The sequence below is a fragment of the Methanolacinia paynteri genome (assembly GCF_000784355.1).
Lineage (GTDB): Archaea > Halobacteriota > Methanomicrobia > Methanomicrobiales > Methanomicrobiaceae > Methanolacinia > Methanolacinia paynteri.
On the sequence record NZ_KN360928.1, the window covers coordinates 322,533 to 338,053 of the forward strand.

The 15,521-nt window shown below is 49.8% G+C and carries 15 protein-coding genes; 8 read left to right on the top strand and 7 right to left on the bottom strand.

Going from position 1 to position 15,521, the window contains the following annotated elements:
* Window positions 1-32 precede the first annotated feature (32 nt).
* Both METPAY_RS04980 and METPAY_RS04985 read left to right on the top strand, forming a co-directional pair.
* Window positions 33-524 (top strand): Lrp/AsnC family transcriptional regulator, encoded by a 492-nt coding sequence (locus tag METPAY_RS04980; protein ID WP_048130405.1) that lies wholly within the window; start codon window positions 33-35, stop codon window positions 522-524.
* Between the two features lie 12 nt (window positions 525-536).
* Window positions 537-1,694 carry an aminotransferase class I/II-fold pyridoxal phosphate-dependent enzyme gene (locus METPAY_RS04985; RefSeq protein ID WP_048150012.1) on the top strand — a complete coding sequence of 386 codons (1,158 nt, stop codon included), beginning with the start codon at window positions 537-539 and terminating at the stop codon, window positions 1,692-1,694.
* Between the two features lie 419 nt (window positions 1,695-2,113).
* On the opposite strand, the gene METPAY_RS04990 is transcribed toward METPAY_RS04985, so the two are convergent.
* The 3 genes from METPAY_RS04990 to METPAY_RS05000 all read right to left on the bottom strand — a co-directional run bounded on the left by METPAY_RS04990 (window position 2,114) and on the right by METPAY_RS05000 (window position 6,785).
* A complete protein-coding gene (locus METPAY_RS04990) occupies window positions 2,114-4,816 on the bottom strand; it encodes a UPF0182 family membrane protein (RefSeq protein ID WP_052418676.1) in 2,703 nt (900 codons plus the stop codon).
* Window positions 4,817-4,905: 89 nt separating this feature from the next.
* Window positions 4,906-5,700 (bottom strand): PHP domain-containing protein, encoded by a 795-nt coding sequence (locus METPAY_RS04995; protein ID WP_048149694.1) that lies wholly within the window; start codon window positions 5,698-5,700, stop codon window positions 4,906-4,908.
* A 116-nt stretch (window positions 5,701-5,816) separates the two neighbouring features.
* Window positions 5,817-6,785, bottom strand: a complete 969-nt coding sequence (locus METPAY_RS05000; RefSeq protein ID WP_048149695.1) for a PAS domain S-box protein — start codon at window positions 6,783-6,785, stop codon at window positions 5,817-5,819.
* Between the two features lie 261 nt (window positions 6,786-7,046).
* Between METPAY_RS05000 and METPAY_RS05005 the strand changes: the two genes are divergently transcribed.
* Genes METPAY_RS05005 through cbiB form a run of 4 tightly spaced genes read left to right on the top strand, consistent with a single transcriptional unit; the run spans window position 7,047 to window position 9,707 of the window.
* Complete coding sequence (locus METPAY_RS05005; protein WP_048149696.1) at window positions 7,047-8,048, top strand: adenylosuccinate synthetase; 1,002 nt, start codon at window positions 7,047-7,049, stop codon at window positions 8,046-8,048.
* Window positions 8,049-8,059: 11 nt separating this feature from the next.
* Window positions 8,060-8,251: a methytransferase partner Trm112 gene (locus METPAY_RS05010; protein ID WP_048149697.1), complete on the top strand. Its 192-nt coding sequence runs from the start codon at window positions 8,060-8,062 to the stop codon at window positions 8,249-8,251.
* Window positions 8,252-8,274: 23 nt separating this feature from the next.
* On the top strand, window positions 8,275-8,799 hold the full coding sequence (locus tag METPAY_RS05015; protein WP_048149698.1) for a DUF7524 family protein: 525 nt from the start codon (window positions 8,275-8,277) through the stop codon (window positions 8,797-8,799).
* Entirely contained in the window at window positions 8,778-9,707 is a 930-nt protein-coding gene (gene cbiB, locus METPAY_RS05020) for an adenosylcobinamide-phosphate synthase CbiB (protein ID WP_048149700.1), read from the top strand. The genes METPAY_RS05015 and cbiB overlap by 22 nt, the downstream gene beginning before the upstream one ends.
* Before the next feature lie 33 nt (window positions 9,708-9,740).
* On the opposite strand, the gene artA is transcribed toward cbiB, so the two are convergent.
* Window positions 9,741-10,559 carry an archaeosortase A gene (artA, locus tag METPAY_RS05025; protein WP_048149701.1) on the bottom strand — a complete coding sequence of 273 codons (819 nt, stop codon included), beginning with the start codon at window positions 10,557-10,559 and terminating at the stop codon, window positions 9,741-9,743.
* A gap of 160 nt (window positions 10,560-10,719) precedes the next feature.
* Here artA and METPAY_RS05030 point away from each other — a divergent pair, with 160 nt between their 5' ends.
* Window positions 10,720-11,889 (top strand): sensor histidine kinase, encoded by a 1,170-nt coding sequence (locus tag METPAY_RS05030; RefSeq protein WP_048149703.1) that lies wholly within the window; start codon window positions 10,720-10,722, stop codon window positions 11,887-11,889.
* An 8-nt stretch (window positions 11,890-11,897) separates the two neighbouring features.
* Complete coding sequence (locus METPAY_RS05035) at window positions 11,898-12,299, top strand: response regulator (RefSeq protein ID WP_048149705.1); 402 nt, start codon at window positions 11,898-11,900, stop codon at window positions 12,297-12,299.
* A gap of 705 nt (window positions 12,300-13,004) precedes the next feature.
* Here the strand turns inward: METPAY_RS05035 and METPAY_RS05040 are convergent.
* The 3 genes from METPAY_RS05040 to METPAY_RS05050 all read right to left on the bottom strand — a co-directional run bounded on the left by METPAY_RS05040 (window position 13,005) and on the right by METPAY_RS05050 (window position 15,517).
* The gene (locus tag METPAY_RS05040; RefSeq protein ID WP_048149707.1) at window positions 13,005-13,622 is read right to left on the bottom strand and encodes a LysE family translocator; all 618 of its coding nucleotides are present in this window, start codon (window positions 13,620-13,622) and stop codon (window positions 13,005-13,007) included.
* Between the two features lie 75 nt (window positions 13,623-13,697).
* Complete coding sequence (locus METPAY_RS05045) at window positions 13,698-14,450, bottom strand: ABC transporter ATP-binding protein (protein WP_048149708.1); 753 nt, start codon at window positions 14,448-14,450, stop codon at window positions 13,698-13,700.
* Window positions 14,447-15,517 (bottom strand): FecCD family ABC transporter permease, encoded by a 1,071-nt coding sequence (locus tag METPAY_RS05050; RefSeq protein ID WP_048150018.1) that lies wholly within the window; start codon window positions 15,515-15,517, stop codon window positions 14,447-14,449. Before METPAY_RS05050 ends, METPAY_RS05045 begins: the two co-directional genes overlap by 4 nt.
* Window positions 15,518-15,521: the final 4 nt, after the last annotated feature.

Genomic DNA, 15,521 nt, shown 5'->3' on the forward strand with positions numbered 1-15,521 from the left:
TGTGCCCGATGCCCCGGGTACCGGTGAATCCAATGGATGAAAAAGATCGAATGCTTTTAAAGCTCCTTGAAGAGGACTGCCGTACAGCCGGCTCCGTCCTCGCCGACATGCTCGATCTTGACGAGGAAGGAGTCAGGAAACGCGTTCAGAGAATGGAAGAGGAAGGAATAATCAGGAGTTATTCCGCAAATATAGACTGGGAAAAGGCAGGGGACGGCTATGTTGCCGCAATCCTTGAACTGAAGGTGACCCCGGAGAGAGACTTCGGGTACGACAAGATAGCGGAGAGGATCGCACACCACCCCCAGGTAAGGTCCCTGAGGCTGATTAGCGGGGCATACGACTTCTCGATGCTCGTCGTCGGAAAGGATATCCACGAGGTGACGAGGTTCGTATCCGAACAGATCGCCCCGATGGAGCATATAAAAGAGACCGCAACGATCCTCATCATGAAGACTTACAAGGAGAACGGTTTCGAGATATTCGAAAAAAAAGGCCGTGAGAGGCTCCCTTATACATTTTAGGAGTGCATGCTGATGAGGGATTTTCGTTCGGACAGAGTCAAGGCGATCCCGCCTTCGGGTATCAGGAAATTTTTCGATATAGCCCAGGAGATGGAGGATATAATCTCCCTCGGCGTCGGGGAGCCTGACTATGACACTCCGTGGAATGTACGGGAGGCTGCGATCCGCTCGATCGAGCAGGGACAGACCGCATATACGTCGAACAGCGGCCTGCCCGAACTCCGGAGCCTAATATCGCGGTATCTTTTTGACCGCTTCGGTACGGACTACTCCCCGAAGAACGAGATAATGATAACCACCGGGGCCTCCGAGGCGCTCGACATAGCGATAAGATCTGTGGTAAATCCAGGTGACGAAGTCCTCGTGGCTGAGCCGGCATATATAGCATACACTTCCGGCGTAATGCTCTCCGGGGGAATTCCCGTCCATGTTCCCTGCCTTGAGAAGGACGGTTTCAGGCTGACACCGGATGCCCTGATGGAGAAGATAACCCCGAAGTCGAAGGTTCTTCTCTGCAATTTCCCGAACAACCCCTCCGGGGGTGTGATGAGCAGGGATGACTATAAGGCAATATCGGATATCATCGTCGACCATGATCTTCTCCTGATATCGGACGAGATATATAACGAACTGACCTATGAAGGAGAGCCCGCCTCCGCCGCTTCGGTGGAAGGCCTCCGTGAGAGGACCATTACCATCAACGGGTTCTCAAAGGCTTTCTCGATGACAGGCTGGAGGGTCGGTTACCTGTGTGCACCGGAGGAGATCTGCAGTGCGGCACTTAAGATTCACCAGTACGTCATGCTCTCCGCACCTACGGGTGCCCAGTACGCGGCAATCGAGGCCCTGAAAAACAGCTGGGATTCATGTAAGGCGATGGTAAACGAGTACCATGTGAGAAGGAACCTCTTTGTAAACTCCGTCAACCGTGCCGGCCTGCCCTGTCATATGCCGAAAGGTGCGTTCTATGCCTTCCCGTCGGTGAAGGATACGGGTCTTTCGGATGAGGTCTTCGCCGAGAGGCTCTTGAAAGAGCATCATGTGGCTGTTGTTCCGGGAAGCGTCTTCGGCCCGTCTGGCGAGGGGCACCTGAGATGCAGCTATGCTGTTTCGAGGGACGATTTGCTGACTGCTGTTGCAAGGATCGAAGAGTTCATTGGAAAACTTTAAGTCCTTTTTTTTCGGGTGTATCCCTGAAGGTGGATTCATACGATCCCTGGAATTCGTAAGACCACAAGACCCCTTTGTTTCCACTGGAAAAAAAACAATTACACCGTAATAAACCCAGTGTCAGACAATTGTTTGATAATATATATCCTGTTAATTATTTTTCAAATCCGCGCATCTCAGGTGTCTTTGCACATACAAAAAAGCAATAATTTATTCTCTCTTTAGTGGCGCGGGTATTGTTGCCCCTTTATCGGGAATGACCCCCTTGTTTCCATTGGAAAAACGCATCTCATTCGTTCAATCCCAGAACAAATCAGAATGAATTGATTTATCCCTCTCATAAATGGACAGGAGATGAAGGTATTGTTATCATTTTTTTAGTACTTTCAGGTATAGAGATTGGGTGGAGGATACTGGTTTTATGCAGTACCTGTCACTATCTTTCCAATCTCCTCAATATAATACTGGTACTCTCCGAGATCTCCATTGGCAAGAGCATCCTGTGCCTTGTAATATAGAGCCGTAATCTTCTGCAGCAGTTCGGAGTCCGCTGTTACTACAGTACCTGCCCCTCCGCTTTCAGCAGCATCAACTACTTCTTGTGCTACCGCTCCGCCGAATATGACGCCCAGGGCCTCGTCGAGTGTGTTCTGCATCGTCAGGCGGTCGTCGTATGCGACTATCACACGCTTCAGCTGCGGGAGCGTGCCTCTCTCGGTGGCCTGCAGGTAGAGCGGCTCCACATACAGGATCGAGTTCTCGATCGGGATTACCAGCGTGTTGCCTCTCAGGACCGACGACCCGGACTGCGACCATAGCGTGATGGCCTGTGAGATCTCCGTATCCTGGTCGATCCTCGCCTCAATCTGCATCGGGCCGTAGGTCAGCTCCTGTTTTGAGAACTGGTATACTATAAGGTCGCCGTAATCCGGAGTATCGGAGCGGCCCGCCATCCAGCCGATCATGTTCTCCTTTCCGATCGGTGTGAACGGGAGCATGAGTATGAACTCCTCGGAGTCCTCCTTCGGGAGCTTCATAATAACGTAATACGGCTGCATCTGCTCCCTGTCCTCCCTGTAGACCTCGTCAGGGATCACCCATTCGTCCTCCCTGTTATAGAAGACCACCGGGTCCTTCATATGGTATGTTGCGTACCTGTCCGCCTGTATCTCGAAAAGGCCCTGCGCATACCTGATATGCTCCTTAAGCTCTTCGGGCATATCCGAAAAGTCCCTGAAGAGTTCGGGGAAGATCTTCCTGTAAGTGCCTATTACCGGATCGTCCGGGTCTATCACGTAGTAGGTCACTTCGCCGGTATATGCGTCGACAACGGTCTTTACACTGTTTCTTAGATAGCTTGTTTTATACCCGTTTATGAACGAGGTACCGACCGGCTCCGAGTAGGGGTACATATCCGAAGAAGTGTAGGCATCGATTATCCAGTACAATTTACCATCGGCGACCACTACATAGGGGTCGTTGTCGTACGACAGGAACGGTGCGATTGCAGAGGCACGGTCCACTATGTTCCTGTGCATCAGTATCCTGCTCTCGTCATTGATCGATCCCGAGACGATCAGTTCTAACGACCCGAATTTTATGCCGTAGATCAGCCTGTTAATGATTCCCGAGAGTTTTACACCTGCGTCTCCCGAATAGGACGTATAGACGTTTGCCTCCCCGGAGGGGTAGTCAAGCTCTTCGGTGTCTGTATCGGTGACGATGTACTGGTTTGTCATCTCCCCGAAGTAGATCCGCGGATGGTCAAGTTCGATATATTCTGATGAAGGGGGTATGTCCTTTATGTAGAACTCAGGGAGCCCCTCCGATGTTACCTCGTCCACGGGCGTCATCACGACGCCGTAACCGTGGGTATAGACCAGGTGGGTGTTGACCCATGTCTGGGCGGTGGAGGAGAGGCTTCCGGTGTCCATCTCCCTTGCTGAAATCAGGACCTCTTTGTAACTCCCGTTGATTTCATATCTGTCGACATCAACGTCGTTGAATGCGTAGTATGTCCTGAATAGCTGGAGCTGTTCGTAGGTGCTCTTAAGAGGCCGCCAGTCCCACAGCCTGATATTTTCGGCGGTCAGCCTGTTGTCCTCGATATCCTGCGCCGTCAGATCGTAACTGACATTGAAGGGGGTTTCTTCGGCATCGGAGAGGCCGTAGGCTTCAAGGGTATATTCGATATTGTTTTCGAGGTACTGTTTCTCGAGATTGAGCTCGTTCGGCTGGACGATCAGGCCCTGGACTGCAAAGGATGCGAGGAGCCCGACCGCAGCTATTGCAATGAAGGCCGCAATTCCGTACTTGATGACCGGGATGCTCTTCAGTCTCTCGTTCACGAGGAAACCGATGCCTATTACAAGGGCGACTGCCGTAAGCAGGGTCAGTACAGGCAGTGTGACATGGACATCGGTGTATCCGGCACCGAATACCGCCCCGGAACGGGTAAAGAGAAGATCGTATCTTACGAGCCAGAGCTTTGCGGCTATCGCGGCAAAGAGAAGGAAGAGGAGCAGGTTTAACTGGGGGAGAAACTTCTTCAGGAGGCCGGACCAGTCGGGCCCTGCCTCTCCCGCGTTGACAAAGATCTGCCCGCTCTCGCTGAAGCTGATCCAGTCTTCCTTCAGCAGATACGATAATGCCGAAAGGAGTATCGAGAATACGAGAAGGCCGATTGCAAAGGAGGTTGCAAGCGAGTAGAAAGGAAGGGAAAATATATAGAATCCTATGTCCAGCCCGAATACCGGATCTTCAAGTGAAAAAGGAACCTGGCTGATGTACTTCAGAACAACCTCCCATGAGGACGATACCCACAGGGCGGCCAGGAGTCCGGCAAGTGCGGCAAGCGCCCCGGCGATCCAGAGATTTCCGCGGTTTTTGACTGCACCCCCCGATGCGGTCTTTGCGGCAAACCAGGCGTTTATGAAAGAGAAGGCGAAAAAAATCAGAAAAGCAGCTGCAAAAAGGGAGATCCTTGCCAGGATTATTGTTAAAAAGACCTCCTGGTAACCGGTGCTCCCGAACCAGAACCATTCTCCAAGGAATCCTGCCGTTACCAGGAACAGGAATCCTATGATGAGCAGCACCGCTGCTGCTATATGGGGTAATTTCATGGCATTCACTAATTAATGAGGTGTTTGATCTGCAAAAAAGGGTTTGGAAGATCTGCCTGTTGTATTATACCGGATGGTAAAAAGCATATTCAGGGGTATACGATTCCCGCATTTTGAAGAAGGGTTTCGATATTGCCCTGGAGGCCGGCAATGCCACATTCACGCCTGAGTTTTTTGAACATTATCGTAAACTCGTGGACCTCCTGCGGAGCAGGGTTGAAATGAACCGTGCCCCCGGGCAGACTCCTGAAGAGCTCATCAGGGGTCGAGAACTGGTTTATTCTGATATAATTTGTTGCAAGCTCTACAGGCGTATGAGCATCCGAACCGACGGATACGGGTTTGCCGAACCTTCCGGCAAAGACCTGCCCCATCCGGTTCTCCACTGAATCAGGTGTTCTTGCATTGTAGCCCTCAATTATATCGATTCTTTCCGCGATTCTGTTTAAGGCTCCGTTGTCTATGGCCGTGGAGCGGAAAGTGCAGAACGGGTGCGGGACGATCGAAATCGCACCCTGGTCCTCTATTATGTCGAGTGTCTCTTCTGCGGAGATGCCGGGGGCTATCTCCTCGTTCAGGAAGGCCCCGATGATCTCGCCGTCTGCCGTAAGTATCTCCTCTGCCAGGATGAGGGGGATGTCCGGGTCGGTTCTCCTGATCTCGGAATAGACCTTCTGCGATCCGGTGATGCTGTCATGGTCGCATACCAGCGGGAGTATCCCCGTCTTCTTCCAGGAGCCGACAATTGTCCTGATATCGATTATCGAATCGTTCGAATATGTGGAATGGACATGCATATCAAACATTACCGTTCCGGGCTCCTCTTCCCGTTCTCTATGGAAATTATCTATATGCGGCGTAGCATACATATATGAGGCAGGCATAAACATGTATTCGTTTATACATAATATATATTTTTGTTTTTGGACATATAAAATTGACAGATCGGGGTGTTCTGCTGTAACATAAAACCGGGGTGTCGGGTCAACAATATTCAGAACTACTGCTCTTCATTAAAAAAGCCGTAATGCTTTCTCAGGTAATCTATAATTTTGGTCGATTCGATTGAATCCCTGTCTAGTTGGGAGATGATATCGTTGATCTGGATAACCTGCTCACAGATTATCTGCCTCGAGGTGCTTTGGTTGATCTCGATCTGGCCGAGGATTATGGCAAGCGGGTTCCTGATCTGGTCGTTCAGGATGTACATCTTCGAGACGTTGTTTTCGATCTGGTTCAGGGCGGTCCTGTTCTCGGCTTCGAGCCGCCTGTTTTCGGTTATATCTACGGCAATGCCGAGTATATTCGAAGCCTCCCCTGGTTTTGAATTCATTGTCTGAAGCGAGACGACAACATAACGTACTTCTCCGTCTTTCCTGACCAGAGTCAGCGGGACCCAGTCGATACTGCCCGGAGTTGATATTAAATCCCGGATGCGGGATTTTAACTTTTTAGTCTCTTCATAGTCTGAAAGAAGCCGGCTCCAGATATCGGATCTGCCGAGAACCTCGCTCTTCGGGTAGCCCGAGATGTTCTCGGCACCTTTGTTCCATATGATTACCCTGTTTTCACTGTCCGATACCGTGACCATGACCCGGGGGTTTTCGATGATTCTATTCTGGAATTCCAGGAGATGCTCGTTTTCTTCCTGGTCCCCGCGGCTTTTCTCTACAAGATATGATACAAGTGCTGCTATGACAATGAACATCAGCATCCTGATGAGGGCTGAAGAGATGACGATTATATCGCCGGAAAAGAAGAAGATAACCGGAATTACATAAAAAAGAGAGATCCCTGCTGCAGCATATATTCCTTTTTTTGGATAGTAGTATGCCGAGATGAGTATCGGGATATAGAAAAGATGAGGAAAAACAAATGTTATGCCCATCGAAAGCATCTGGCATGAGATTACGAATATAAGAAGGGTGGAAAAGAGGATTGTATTATCGATTAGAAAGGATTTTTTCATGGATACGGCTCCTCTTCTAAAAAAAACCGGAAAATAGCTTTATTAAACAAATTCCTCACAAAGCATTCCCCATAATCCCGAGATTATATTCTTTAAATCTTCTTAGAAAATGTTTTTATTTATTCTTTCTTAAAGGGTTGGTCTGTATTTTTTGTTAATTTAACTTCAAAAAGTGTCACCGGATGCATCTCCTGAACATGGGGTCGTTTCAATCATGATACCTTTATGTCGAATGCTGACCTCATCATTAATGAAACATAAATGAGCTGTATAATAATAGTCGGTGGCTTTTTTGGAGATGAAGGCAAGGGCAAAATCGTTGCCCACGTTGCACATGAAGATAAACCCTCAATAATTTCCAGGGGCGGGGTAGGCCCCAATGCGGGACATACCGTTCAGGTCGGGGAAAAGGAGTACGGAATCAGGATGATACCTTCCGGGTTCGTATATCCCAAAGCAAGACTTATGATCGGCAGCGGCGTCCTTGTCGACCCCAATGTCCTCAAAAAGGAGATTGAAATGCTCGATGTCGACGACAGGGTCTTTATCGACAAAAGGTGCAGCATAATCGAGGAAGAGCACATAAAACAGGACAAGGGCAACGAGCACCTCTCGAAGACAATCGGGTCCACCGGGACAGGCTGCGGCCCGGCAAATGTCGCGAGGGTGAACAGGGTTGCAAAGCAGGCGAAGGATATCCCTGAGCTTCAGAAGTACCTGATCGACGCATCCTACGAGATCAACTCCGCACTTGACAGGGGCGAAAACGTTCTCCTCGAAGGAACCCAGGGATTCGGAATATCGCTCTATTTCGGAACATACCCGTTTGTCACGAGCAAGGACACATCTGCGTCGCAGATTGCCGCGGACAACGGTGTGGGCCCGACGAGGATCGACGATGTAATAGTGGTCTTCAAGGCATACCCCACAAGGGTGGGAGCAGGGCCGTTCGGCACGGAGATGTCGAAAGAAGAGTCGATGAGGCTTGGAATCCAGGAGTTCGGAACCGTAACCCACAGGGAGAGGCGTATCGGGTGCTGGGACGGGGCGATGGCAAGATACTCGGCCATGGTCAACGGGTGCACTATTGCGGCGATAACAGGCATCGATCACATCGATCCTGAGTGTTACGGTGCGACGGAGTACAGCCAGCTTACCGAAAAGGCTCTTGAGTTCATAAAACAGGCTGAAAAGGATATCGGCGCACCTGTAAAGCTGATCTCGACAGGGCCGGAGATGAACCAGATTATCGATATAAGATAAGGAGCAGCGTTATGAAGATGTCAACCTACGAGATCCTTTGCTGTCCCGTATGCAAAGGCGATCTCGAACTGAAGGTCGTTGAGAAGATCGTTCTTGAGAGCGGTGAAGAGGATGTCATAGAGGGGACTCTCCGCTGTCAAAAATGCGGTGTTGACTATCCGATCTCGGACGGAATCCCGAACCTTCTTCCGCAAAATAAATAAAGGCACAAAATAAGGGAATTAATATGTCGGTACATATCCGCCTGAACAGGAAGGGAATAAACTCAATAGAGATGCCCGAATCGGCTGACGTCGGGGTGGGGGAATCTCTTGTGCTGAAGATGATAAATCACGGCGCCCCCCTGCATCTGACGGTTTCGACAATAAACGGAAAGAGATTTACCCATTTCATTCATGAAAACATGTATGTTGACGACAGTCTCGTTCTCAGGATACCTATTCTCTCCGTGGCACCCCCCGGAAGTTTCCGTATCGAGATAATTACAGGATACGGAACAGTGAAAGAGGAGCTGACGGTGAACGTCCACGATCAGGAGATCGAGCTTCCCGAGGGAATGGAGGAGATCCCGGATATCGAGGAGAAAAAGAGTATAATATCGGGTAAAGACGCCCTGGTAATTCTCTGTGCCGTTCTCGCGTGGATCTCTTATGCGTCCGGATTCTTCTATCCGGGATTAATTCCCGTAATTGTTCCGATGGTTCTTCTTACAGCCGGTGTTGTTATCGGATGGTTCTTCCGGTCCTCATAATCTGGCTCTCTCTCCTTGCAGACAGGGTCGCGGGGGATCCGCCGAACAGGTACCATCCTGTCGCCTGGCTTGGCAGATTTATCGGTTGGTGGGGCAGGCCTGCAGTCTATCCTGAAAAAACCAGGAGATTTGTGGGATTTTTCATGGGCATCCTTACCGCAGTTTTATTTTCGCTGCCGTTTTTTATCCTCGATCTTTACCTGCCGGTCTGGGCTGCAATTGTCGTAGCACCGTTTCTTCTTAAGATCTGTCTTGCATGGAGGTGCCTTGAGGAGCATGTTGCAAGTGTGGAGAAGGCCCTCTCACAGGAAGGCGGCGGCAGGAGCGAGGTGGGAATGCTTGTTTCGAGGGACCCGGATTCGCTCTCAGAAGAGGAGGTTCTCTCCGCCGCATACGAGTCCATGTCCGAGAACCTGACCGATTCGATAGTGTCTCCACTCTTCTACTATTCCCTCTTCGGCCTCGGAGGTGCGGCCTTCTTCAGGGCCTCGAATACTATGGACGCCATGCTTGGCTACAGGGACGAGAGGATAAAGATCGGGTGGTTCCCTGCGAGGCTCGACGATCTCCTGAACTTCATCCCTGCCAGGCTCGCCGGGCTTTCCCTTGTAATATGGTTTGCAGCAAAAGGGAGCCTGGGTGACGCATGGGCCGTTCTGAAGCGCGACAGGAAAAAAAGGGCAGGCCCGAACGGGGGTGTGACGATGTCTCTTATCGCTGGCGGGTGCGGTATTGCGTTCATAAAACCCGGGGTCTATGTTATCGGTGATAAAAAGAGAAGCCTCATAGAGGCCGGAGCTGATATAAGAGACGCAGTCCGGGCTGCGACAATTATTTCAGCCATAATTTTAAGCCTTGTTCTTCTTGCTGCAGGAGGGATCGTTTTCAGGTTCCTTCTTTGCCTGTAGATCCTGTCTCTTTTTTTAGTTCTGAATGACGTTCTATTTTGCAGGTTTCCCGAGCATCTTCCTGAACTCTGCCTTATACAGCCTGAGCAGATCTATGAAAAACGCCTTGAGGTCCGGGATGATCGTGATCATCGCGAGGCCGACAATTATTACGGTCAGGAGCGAGAGGCCGAATTCGGATATTATATTATGCGACCAGAAATAGCTCTCGTAGCCCAGTTCCCCGTTTGACGCGATCCATGGCAGGAACGGAAACCACTGCTCCGAATACGCTATGATCACGAAGAGATTCCTGATCAGGTTCATTATGAAGATGACGGGGACGATAACTGCAAATGTAAGGGCCTTCTGCCGGAGTGTAGACGGGACAGACCAGGCTATTCCGAGCATGAGAGCCATCGCCTGTATGCCCGTGCACCCGAGTATAATCCGTACGCTGTAGATGTCATGCATAAACAGGTTCCATTCGGCGAGGGTGTAGCTGAAGCCGATGAAGCCGAAGATGGATTCGAGTATCGATATATTCACCCCGATAAGCCAGTCCCCGAGCGGCTCTATATAGGCGAACGGGGCGAAGACCAGGAATCCGATTGCCGCCGCCCTCGTCATGCAGAAGACGACGCTGTTCTCTTCGTTGAGTTTTTTTATCGTAACCCAGAGTGCCGGAAGCGCAAGAAATGCGATCAGGGGATATATTATGTTGTTCTCTGCAAAGTATTGCGGAAAGTTCGCGAAGAGAATCCCCACGAGTGCGGTCCAGCCGACCGCCGCAAACCATTTTTTATATGGCAGAGGCAGCAGGAATCCCAGAAAACCTGCAAAAGACAATCCTGCTACGATGGCTTCCAACATTATTCTATATCGTTTCTGTTTCCGGGCAAAAATGTTTACTGCAACTCTGTATGTTTAAGGTGGTCCCCTACCGATCCGGGCTGATCATGTAATTATCCGTTTATGCATTCGTTATGGGAATTGTTATGTCCTAATAAATGAAAAGATCAAACGATTATTCATGGATGTGCAGATTGAGGAGAGTAAGAGGGAACTGTCCAGGGTTCTTGAACTTTTGAAGGAAGAACCGAGGGGACTCAGTATTACGGATATTTCCCGTGCCCTGAAGCTCAACCGCAACTCAGTCTCGAAATACCTGAACATGCTTCTGATATCAGGCCATGTCGAACTGCGGAGCATCGGTGTCGCGAAGGTCTATTTTCTCTCCAAGCGTGTCCCGATATCTGCTATGCTCGACTACTCCTCCGATGCCATAATTGTCCTGAATCACAATATGGAGATAGTAGTGGCAAACGAATCGTTCCTCAGCCTTACAGACAGCGAGTTCAGGGACATAATAAAGATGAAGATTGCCGGATCAGGTATACCTGTCATCACGGACCCGGGGGTCTATAAAGAGATTGTAAACGGTTTCAAGTCGGACAGCAGCTCCTCGGAGATGGAGTGGGGGGACGGTTCAGGCGAATACTTCTACAGGATAAAGTTTATTCCGACCGTTTTCGACGAGGGAAGCCCCGGTCTTACGGTTATAATCGAGGATATCAGCCAGATAAAAAAGACTCTTCTGGTAAAGGAGAGGATGCTCGAGGAGGTCCATATGAGGGTCAGGAGCAATCTTGCAGTCGTAAACAGCCTCCTGAACATACAGTCGGGAAAGCTCCGCAATCCCGAGGCGGTGGATGTTCTTGCCTCGACACAGAGGCGTATACAGGCGCTTGCCCTCGTTCACGAGAACCTCGGGCTGTCCGAATCTGGATATATTCTCAGGGTGGAGGATTATATCAGGGAGCTTTCGGCGGATCTTGTTGAGGGGCTTGGTATAGGCAAAGGGAATATCGTTGTTAAAACCGATGCGATAGACGTTGACCTCTATCTTGACGAGGCGGTGTACTGCGGGTTCATAATAAACGAACTTTTGATGAATTCGTATATGCATGCATTTCCTGAAGGTGCGGCCGGGGAGATCTCGGTCTCTCTCGGGGAAGACGACGGCATCTACAGGTTCAGTTATGCAGACAACGGCAGGGGTTTTCCTCCGGGTATGAACCTTGAATCGCCGGAATCAACCGGCCTCATGATTATAAGGAGGCTTGTTGAGGATCAGCTCGGTGGAATTATTGAGATTCACCCTGGTCATGGTGTGGCATTTGAGATTGCGTTTGGAAAGTAGGATTTTGTATGAGCGGGGATGTTGAAAGAAGTGCGGATGATCCCGTAAAGATACTGATTGTTGAAGATGACGCCATAATTGCGATGGACATGGAGCAGGTCCTGAACGGGAAAGGCTACAAAGTGGTTGGAAGGGTCGACAGGGGGGAGAAGGCTCTTGCTGCGGTTGAAGAGAAGAAGCCGGATATCGTGCTTATGGATATCAACATAAAAGGAAGCGTAAACGGCATTGATGTTGCAAAGATGCTCCTTAACGATATTCACATAAAGGTGATCTACGTTACGGCATATTCCGATGTCAATATGAAGGAGAAGGCGTTTGAGACCGAACCGGTAGGCTATCTTATAAAGCCTGTTCGCGAGACCGAGCTTATAGACATGATAAGGCAGGCGACCGGCGGGGATTCGTGATCCGGCGTTTAAAGAACTGAAAACCAGAAAAATTGCTTTTTCGGGCGAGATATTCGTAAGATCTGAACTAAAAGGGGCATTTACCCTTTTCGGGTCTGCCGTCTTTCGAAGGAATTATCGGGGGGGGTTGTATGAGTTTTGAGGTTTTATGTGGAATTTCACTTTTCTTCGGAGGTTTGAAGTTTATGAGTTGTTTTCTTTATCGGTAGTGTCATCGGAAGGAATCTGGGCGCTTCCTTAACACTCTGATCAATAGGTTGCCTGCAGGGTATATAAATGAAGAAAATACAGTGGATTATTTCATTTAACCGCCGGGTTATACGATAGAATGAGACCCTTCCTGAACCGGCAGGCTGTAAAATTGAAATTTATTACTTTAATTTTTGTTGAAATTTGAATTAAAAGGGGCATTTACCCTTTTCGGGTCTGCCGTCTTTCGAAGGAATTATTGGAGGTTGTATGAGTTTAGAGGTTTTAGGTGGTATTCCTCTTCTCTTGGGGGGTTGGAGTAGTATGAGTTGTTTTCTTTATCGGTAGTGCCATGGGACGGGAGTCTGGCCAACTCCCTAACACTCTGATCAATAGATTGTCTCCGGGGTATATAAATGAAGAAAATACAATGGATTATTTCATTTAACCCTCGGGTTATACGATTGAATGAAATCCGTTCTTGAACCGGCTGGTAATAAATTTGAAATTCGTCCTTTATCCGAGAGTTCCGGAGATGAACCAAAGCCCGAATCCTATTAAGAATATCCCGCACGCGAATATTACGCCCCTGTACATTCTCTCGGGCATAACATTCTTTCCTTTGGAGACTCCCGCTGATACGAAGGTGAACCACCCGAGATCCGAGAACCAGTGCCCGATCATGAATGCAGCGGCGAATATGATTCCTCCCTTCAGCCCTTCGAGAAGAAAGCCTGCCCCTGTCGTAAGCCACCAGATCCAGAAGTAGGGGTTCGTAGCCGATGTTATGATCCCCGCAAGAAAAGGTGCTGTTCCCGCCTGAACGCTTCCGCTTCTCCCTATATTTATATTTCGCGACGAGAGTATGTTCATCAGCCCGAAAATGACGAGTACTGCACCCCCGGCAACCGCAATTTCGCTTGTGTATTCGGAAAGAGCCGCGGACATTCCGAATATTACGGCTATTGCTATTGCAAGCTCTATTGCAATGTGCCCTGATGTGACCCTCGGCCCTGCGGTCCAACCGGACTTCAGGGACTCGTTGATCGTCGCGACAAGGGTCGGACCGGGAACGAGGGCGCCGGTCAGGCCGATCAGGAATGAAAGCACAAAGAATTCGGGGAGTGTGAACATGAATCCGGTCCTTTAAGTGGAGAAATGTATTCTGAAAAGAGGTGATAAAGGTTGGTAAAGGGGAGATTGTCCTGTTCAGACAGGGATCACTATCGGGCTGTTTTTGAATGTCTCTACATGGACGTCGACACCGTAGACTTCCCGTATCGATTCCGGAGTTATAATATCAGGCCCGCCTGCAGCGAATATCTGTCCGTCCTTGAGAAGGACGAACTTGTCCGAGAACCGAAGCGCCGTATTGATGTCGTGCATTGTCATAACGGCAGAGACCGAGTGGCCTCTTACGACCGCCTTTATTATTCTCAGTATCTCCTGCTGGTTCTTAAGATCGAGGCTGCTCGTAGGCTCGTCGAGCAGCATGAGTTTGGGTTCCTGGACGAGTGCCCTTGCGACACTTACCTTCTGGAGTTCTCCGCCGCTCATCTCGTCGATATATCTCATGGCAAGGTCCTCCATATGAAGGCGTTTGATAGCCGCATCGACGATCTTCAGGTCGTTGTCACTTGTATTCCAGGTGATATGCGGCCTCCTGCCGAGGAGGATTGCATCATATGCCGTAAGCCGCCCCTTTTCACAGTGCTGCGGGACATAGCCGACTCTCTTCGCCACATTGAGAAGATCCATCTTCATGATATCCTCCTCCTCTATCAGGATCGAGCCGGCCTTCGGGTGGTGGATCTTGTTTATGCATTTCAGCAGAGTAGTCTTTCCGACACCGTTCGGCCCGAGGATTGTCATTATTTCATTTGGCTGGACATCGAAGGAGACGTCTCTTAAAACATCCCTGCTTCTGTAGCTGAATTCAATTCCGTTTATACTCAATATCATCTCTTATACCCCTTCAACAGCAGGTATATGAACACCGGCGCACCGAGGAACGCGGTAAGAATCGCAACGGGGAGGACATGCGGTGCGAGGATGAGCCTGGCCGCGGTGTCGGATGCAAGGAGAAGCACCCCGCCGAATACGATCGTTGCCGGTATCAGGAACCTGTGATCGTCACCGACTATTCTTCTTGCCATATGCGGGCATACAAGGCCGACGAATCCGATTACTCCGAGGAAGGAGATGACGATTGCCGAGAGAAAAGATGCAACAATCATCCCGACGAGACGGACTCTCTCGACATTGACACCGAGGCCTTTCGCCGTTTCGTCGCCTGCGTCGATTGCATTGTAATTCCACATGTTCATGACAAAGTAGATCGAACAGACTATCGTTGCAACGCCCATGAGAATCAGTTCGGTTCCGTGAGCTCTTGCAACATCGCCGAAGCTCCAGAATACCACAGCTGCGAGCTGTGTGTCGTCGGCAAAGTACTGCAGGAACATGGTTCCGGCTGTGAAGAGCGATCCTATCGCAACTCCGGCAAGGACCATGATCTCGGGAGAAGCACCCCGTATTTTTGACAGAAGAAGGATTACTCCTGTGGCGATCATCGCGAAGATGAAGGCGATTATTGTCGTAATGTATGGATTGTCGATTACGACCGCATCGGCACCCGTGCTGTGCATGGTGCCGGTTCCGAGAACGATAACAGAGAATGCCGCCCCGAATGCTGCAGCATTCGATATACCCAGGGTGTACGGAGATCCGAGGGGATTCCTGAGGATCGACTGCATCGCTACGCCGGCGACTGCAAGTGCAGCGCCTGCGATTATTGCGGAGATCGCCTGCGGGAATCTTATGTTCCAGATGATCGTATCCCACTGGGTATTGAGATTCGCACCGAAAAGGGTCTTTGCCACATCAAGAGGCGGTATACCCACGGCGCCTACCGATATCGAGATTATCAGGAGAATGAACAGGAGGATAATTCCTGCAATAATGAAAGTGATCTTCTTTCCAATGTATCTGCTGTAATTTTCCGGGATTTCCCCGCCGTTAAGATGTATCTCT

Coding starts and splice junctions, on each gene's coding strand:
- METPAY_RS04980 (WP_048130405.1), top strand. CDS start 33: ATGGATGAAAAAGATCGAATGCTTTTAAAGCTCCTTGAAGAGGACTGC.
- METPAY_RS04985 (WP_048150012.1), top strand. CDS start 537: ATGAGGGATTTTCGTTCGGACAGAGTCAAGGCGATCCCGCCTTCGGGT.
- METPAY_RS04990 (WP_052418676.1), bottom strand. CDS start 4,816: ATGAAATTACCCCATATAGCAGCAGCGGTGCTGCTCATCATAGGATTC.
- METPAY_RS04995 (WP_048149694.1), bottom strand. CDS start 5,700: ATGCCTGCCTCATATATGTATGCTACGCCGCATATAGATAATTTCCAT.
- METPAY_RS05000 (WP_048149695.1), bottom strand. CDS start 6,785: ATGAAAAAATCCTTTCTAATCGATAATACAATCCTCTTTTCCACCCTT.
- METPAY_RS05005 (WP_048149696.1), top strand. CDS start 7,047: ATGAGCTGTATAATAATAGTCGGTGGCTTTTTTGGAGATGAAGGCAAG.
- METPAY_RS05010 (WP_048149697.1), top strand. CDS start 8,060: ATGAAGATGTCAACCTACGAGATCCTTTGCTGTCCCGTATGCAAAGGC.
- METPAY_RS05015 (WP_048149698.1), top strand. CDS start 8,275: ATGTCGGTACATATCCGCCTGAACAGGAAGGGAATAAACTCAATAGAG.
- cbiB (WP_048149700.1), top strand. CDS start 8,778: ATGGTTCTTCCGGTCCTCATAATCTGGCTCTCTCTCCTTGCAGACAGG.
- artA (WP_048149701.1), bottom strand. CDS start 10,559: ATGTTGGAAGCCATCGTAGCAGGATTGTCTTTTGCAGGTTTTCTGGGA.
- METPAY_RS05030 (WP_048149703.1), top strand. CDS start 10,720: ATGGATGTGCAGATTGAGGAGAGTAAGAGGGAACTGTCCAGGGTTCTT.
- METPAY_RS05035 (WP_048149705.1), top strand. CDS start 11,898: ATGAGCGGGGATGTTGAAAGAAGTGCGGATGATCCCGTAAAGATACTG.
- METPAY_RS05040 (WP_048149707.1), bottom strand. CDS start 13,622: ATGTTCACACTCCCCGAATTCTTTGTGCTTTCATTCCTGATCGGCCTG.
- METPAY_RS05045 (WP_048149708.1), bottom strand. CDS start 14,450: ATGATATTGAGTATAAACGGAATTGAATTCAGCTACAGAAGCAGGGAT.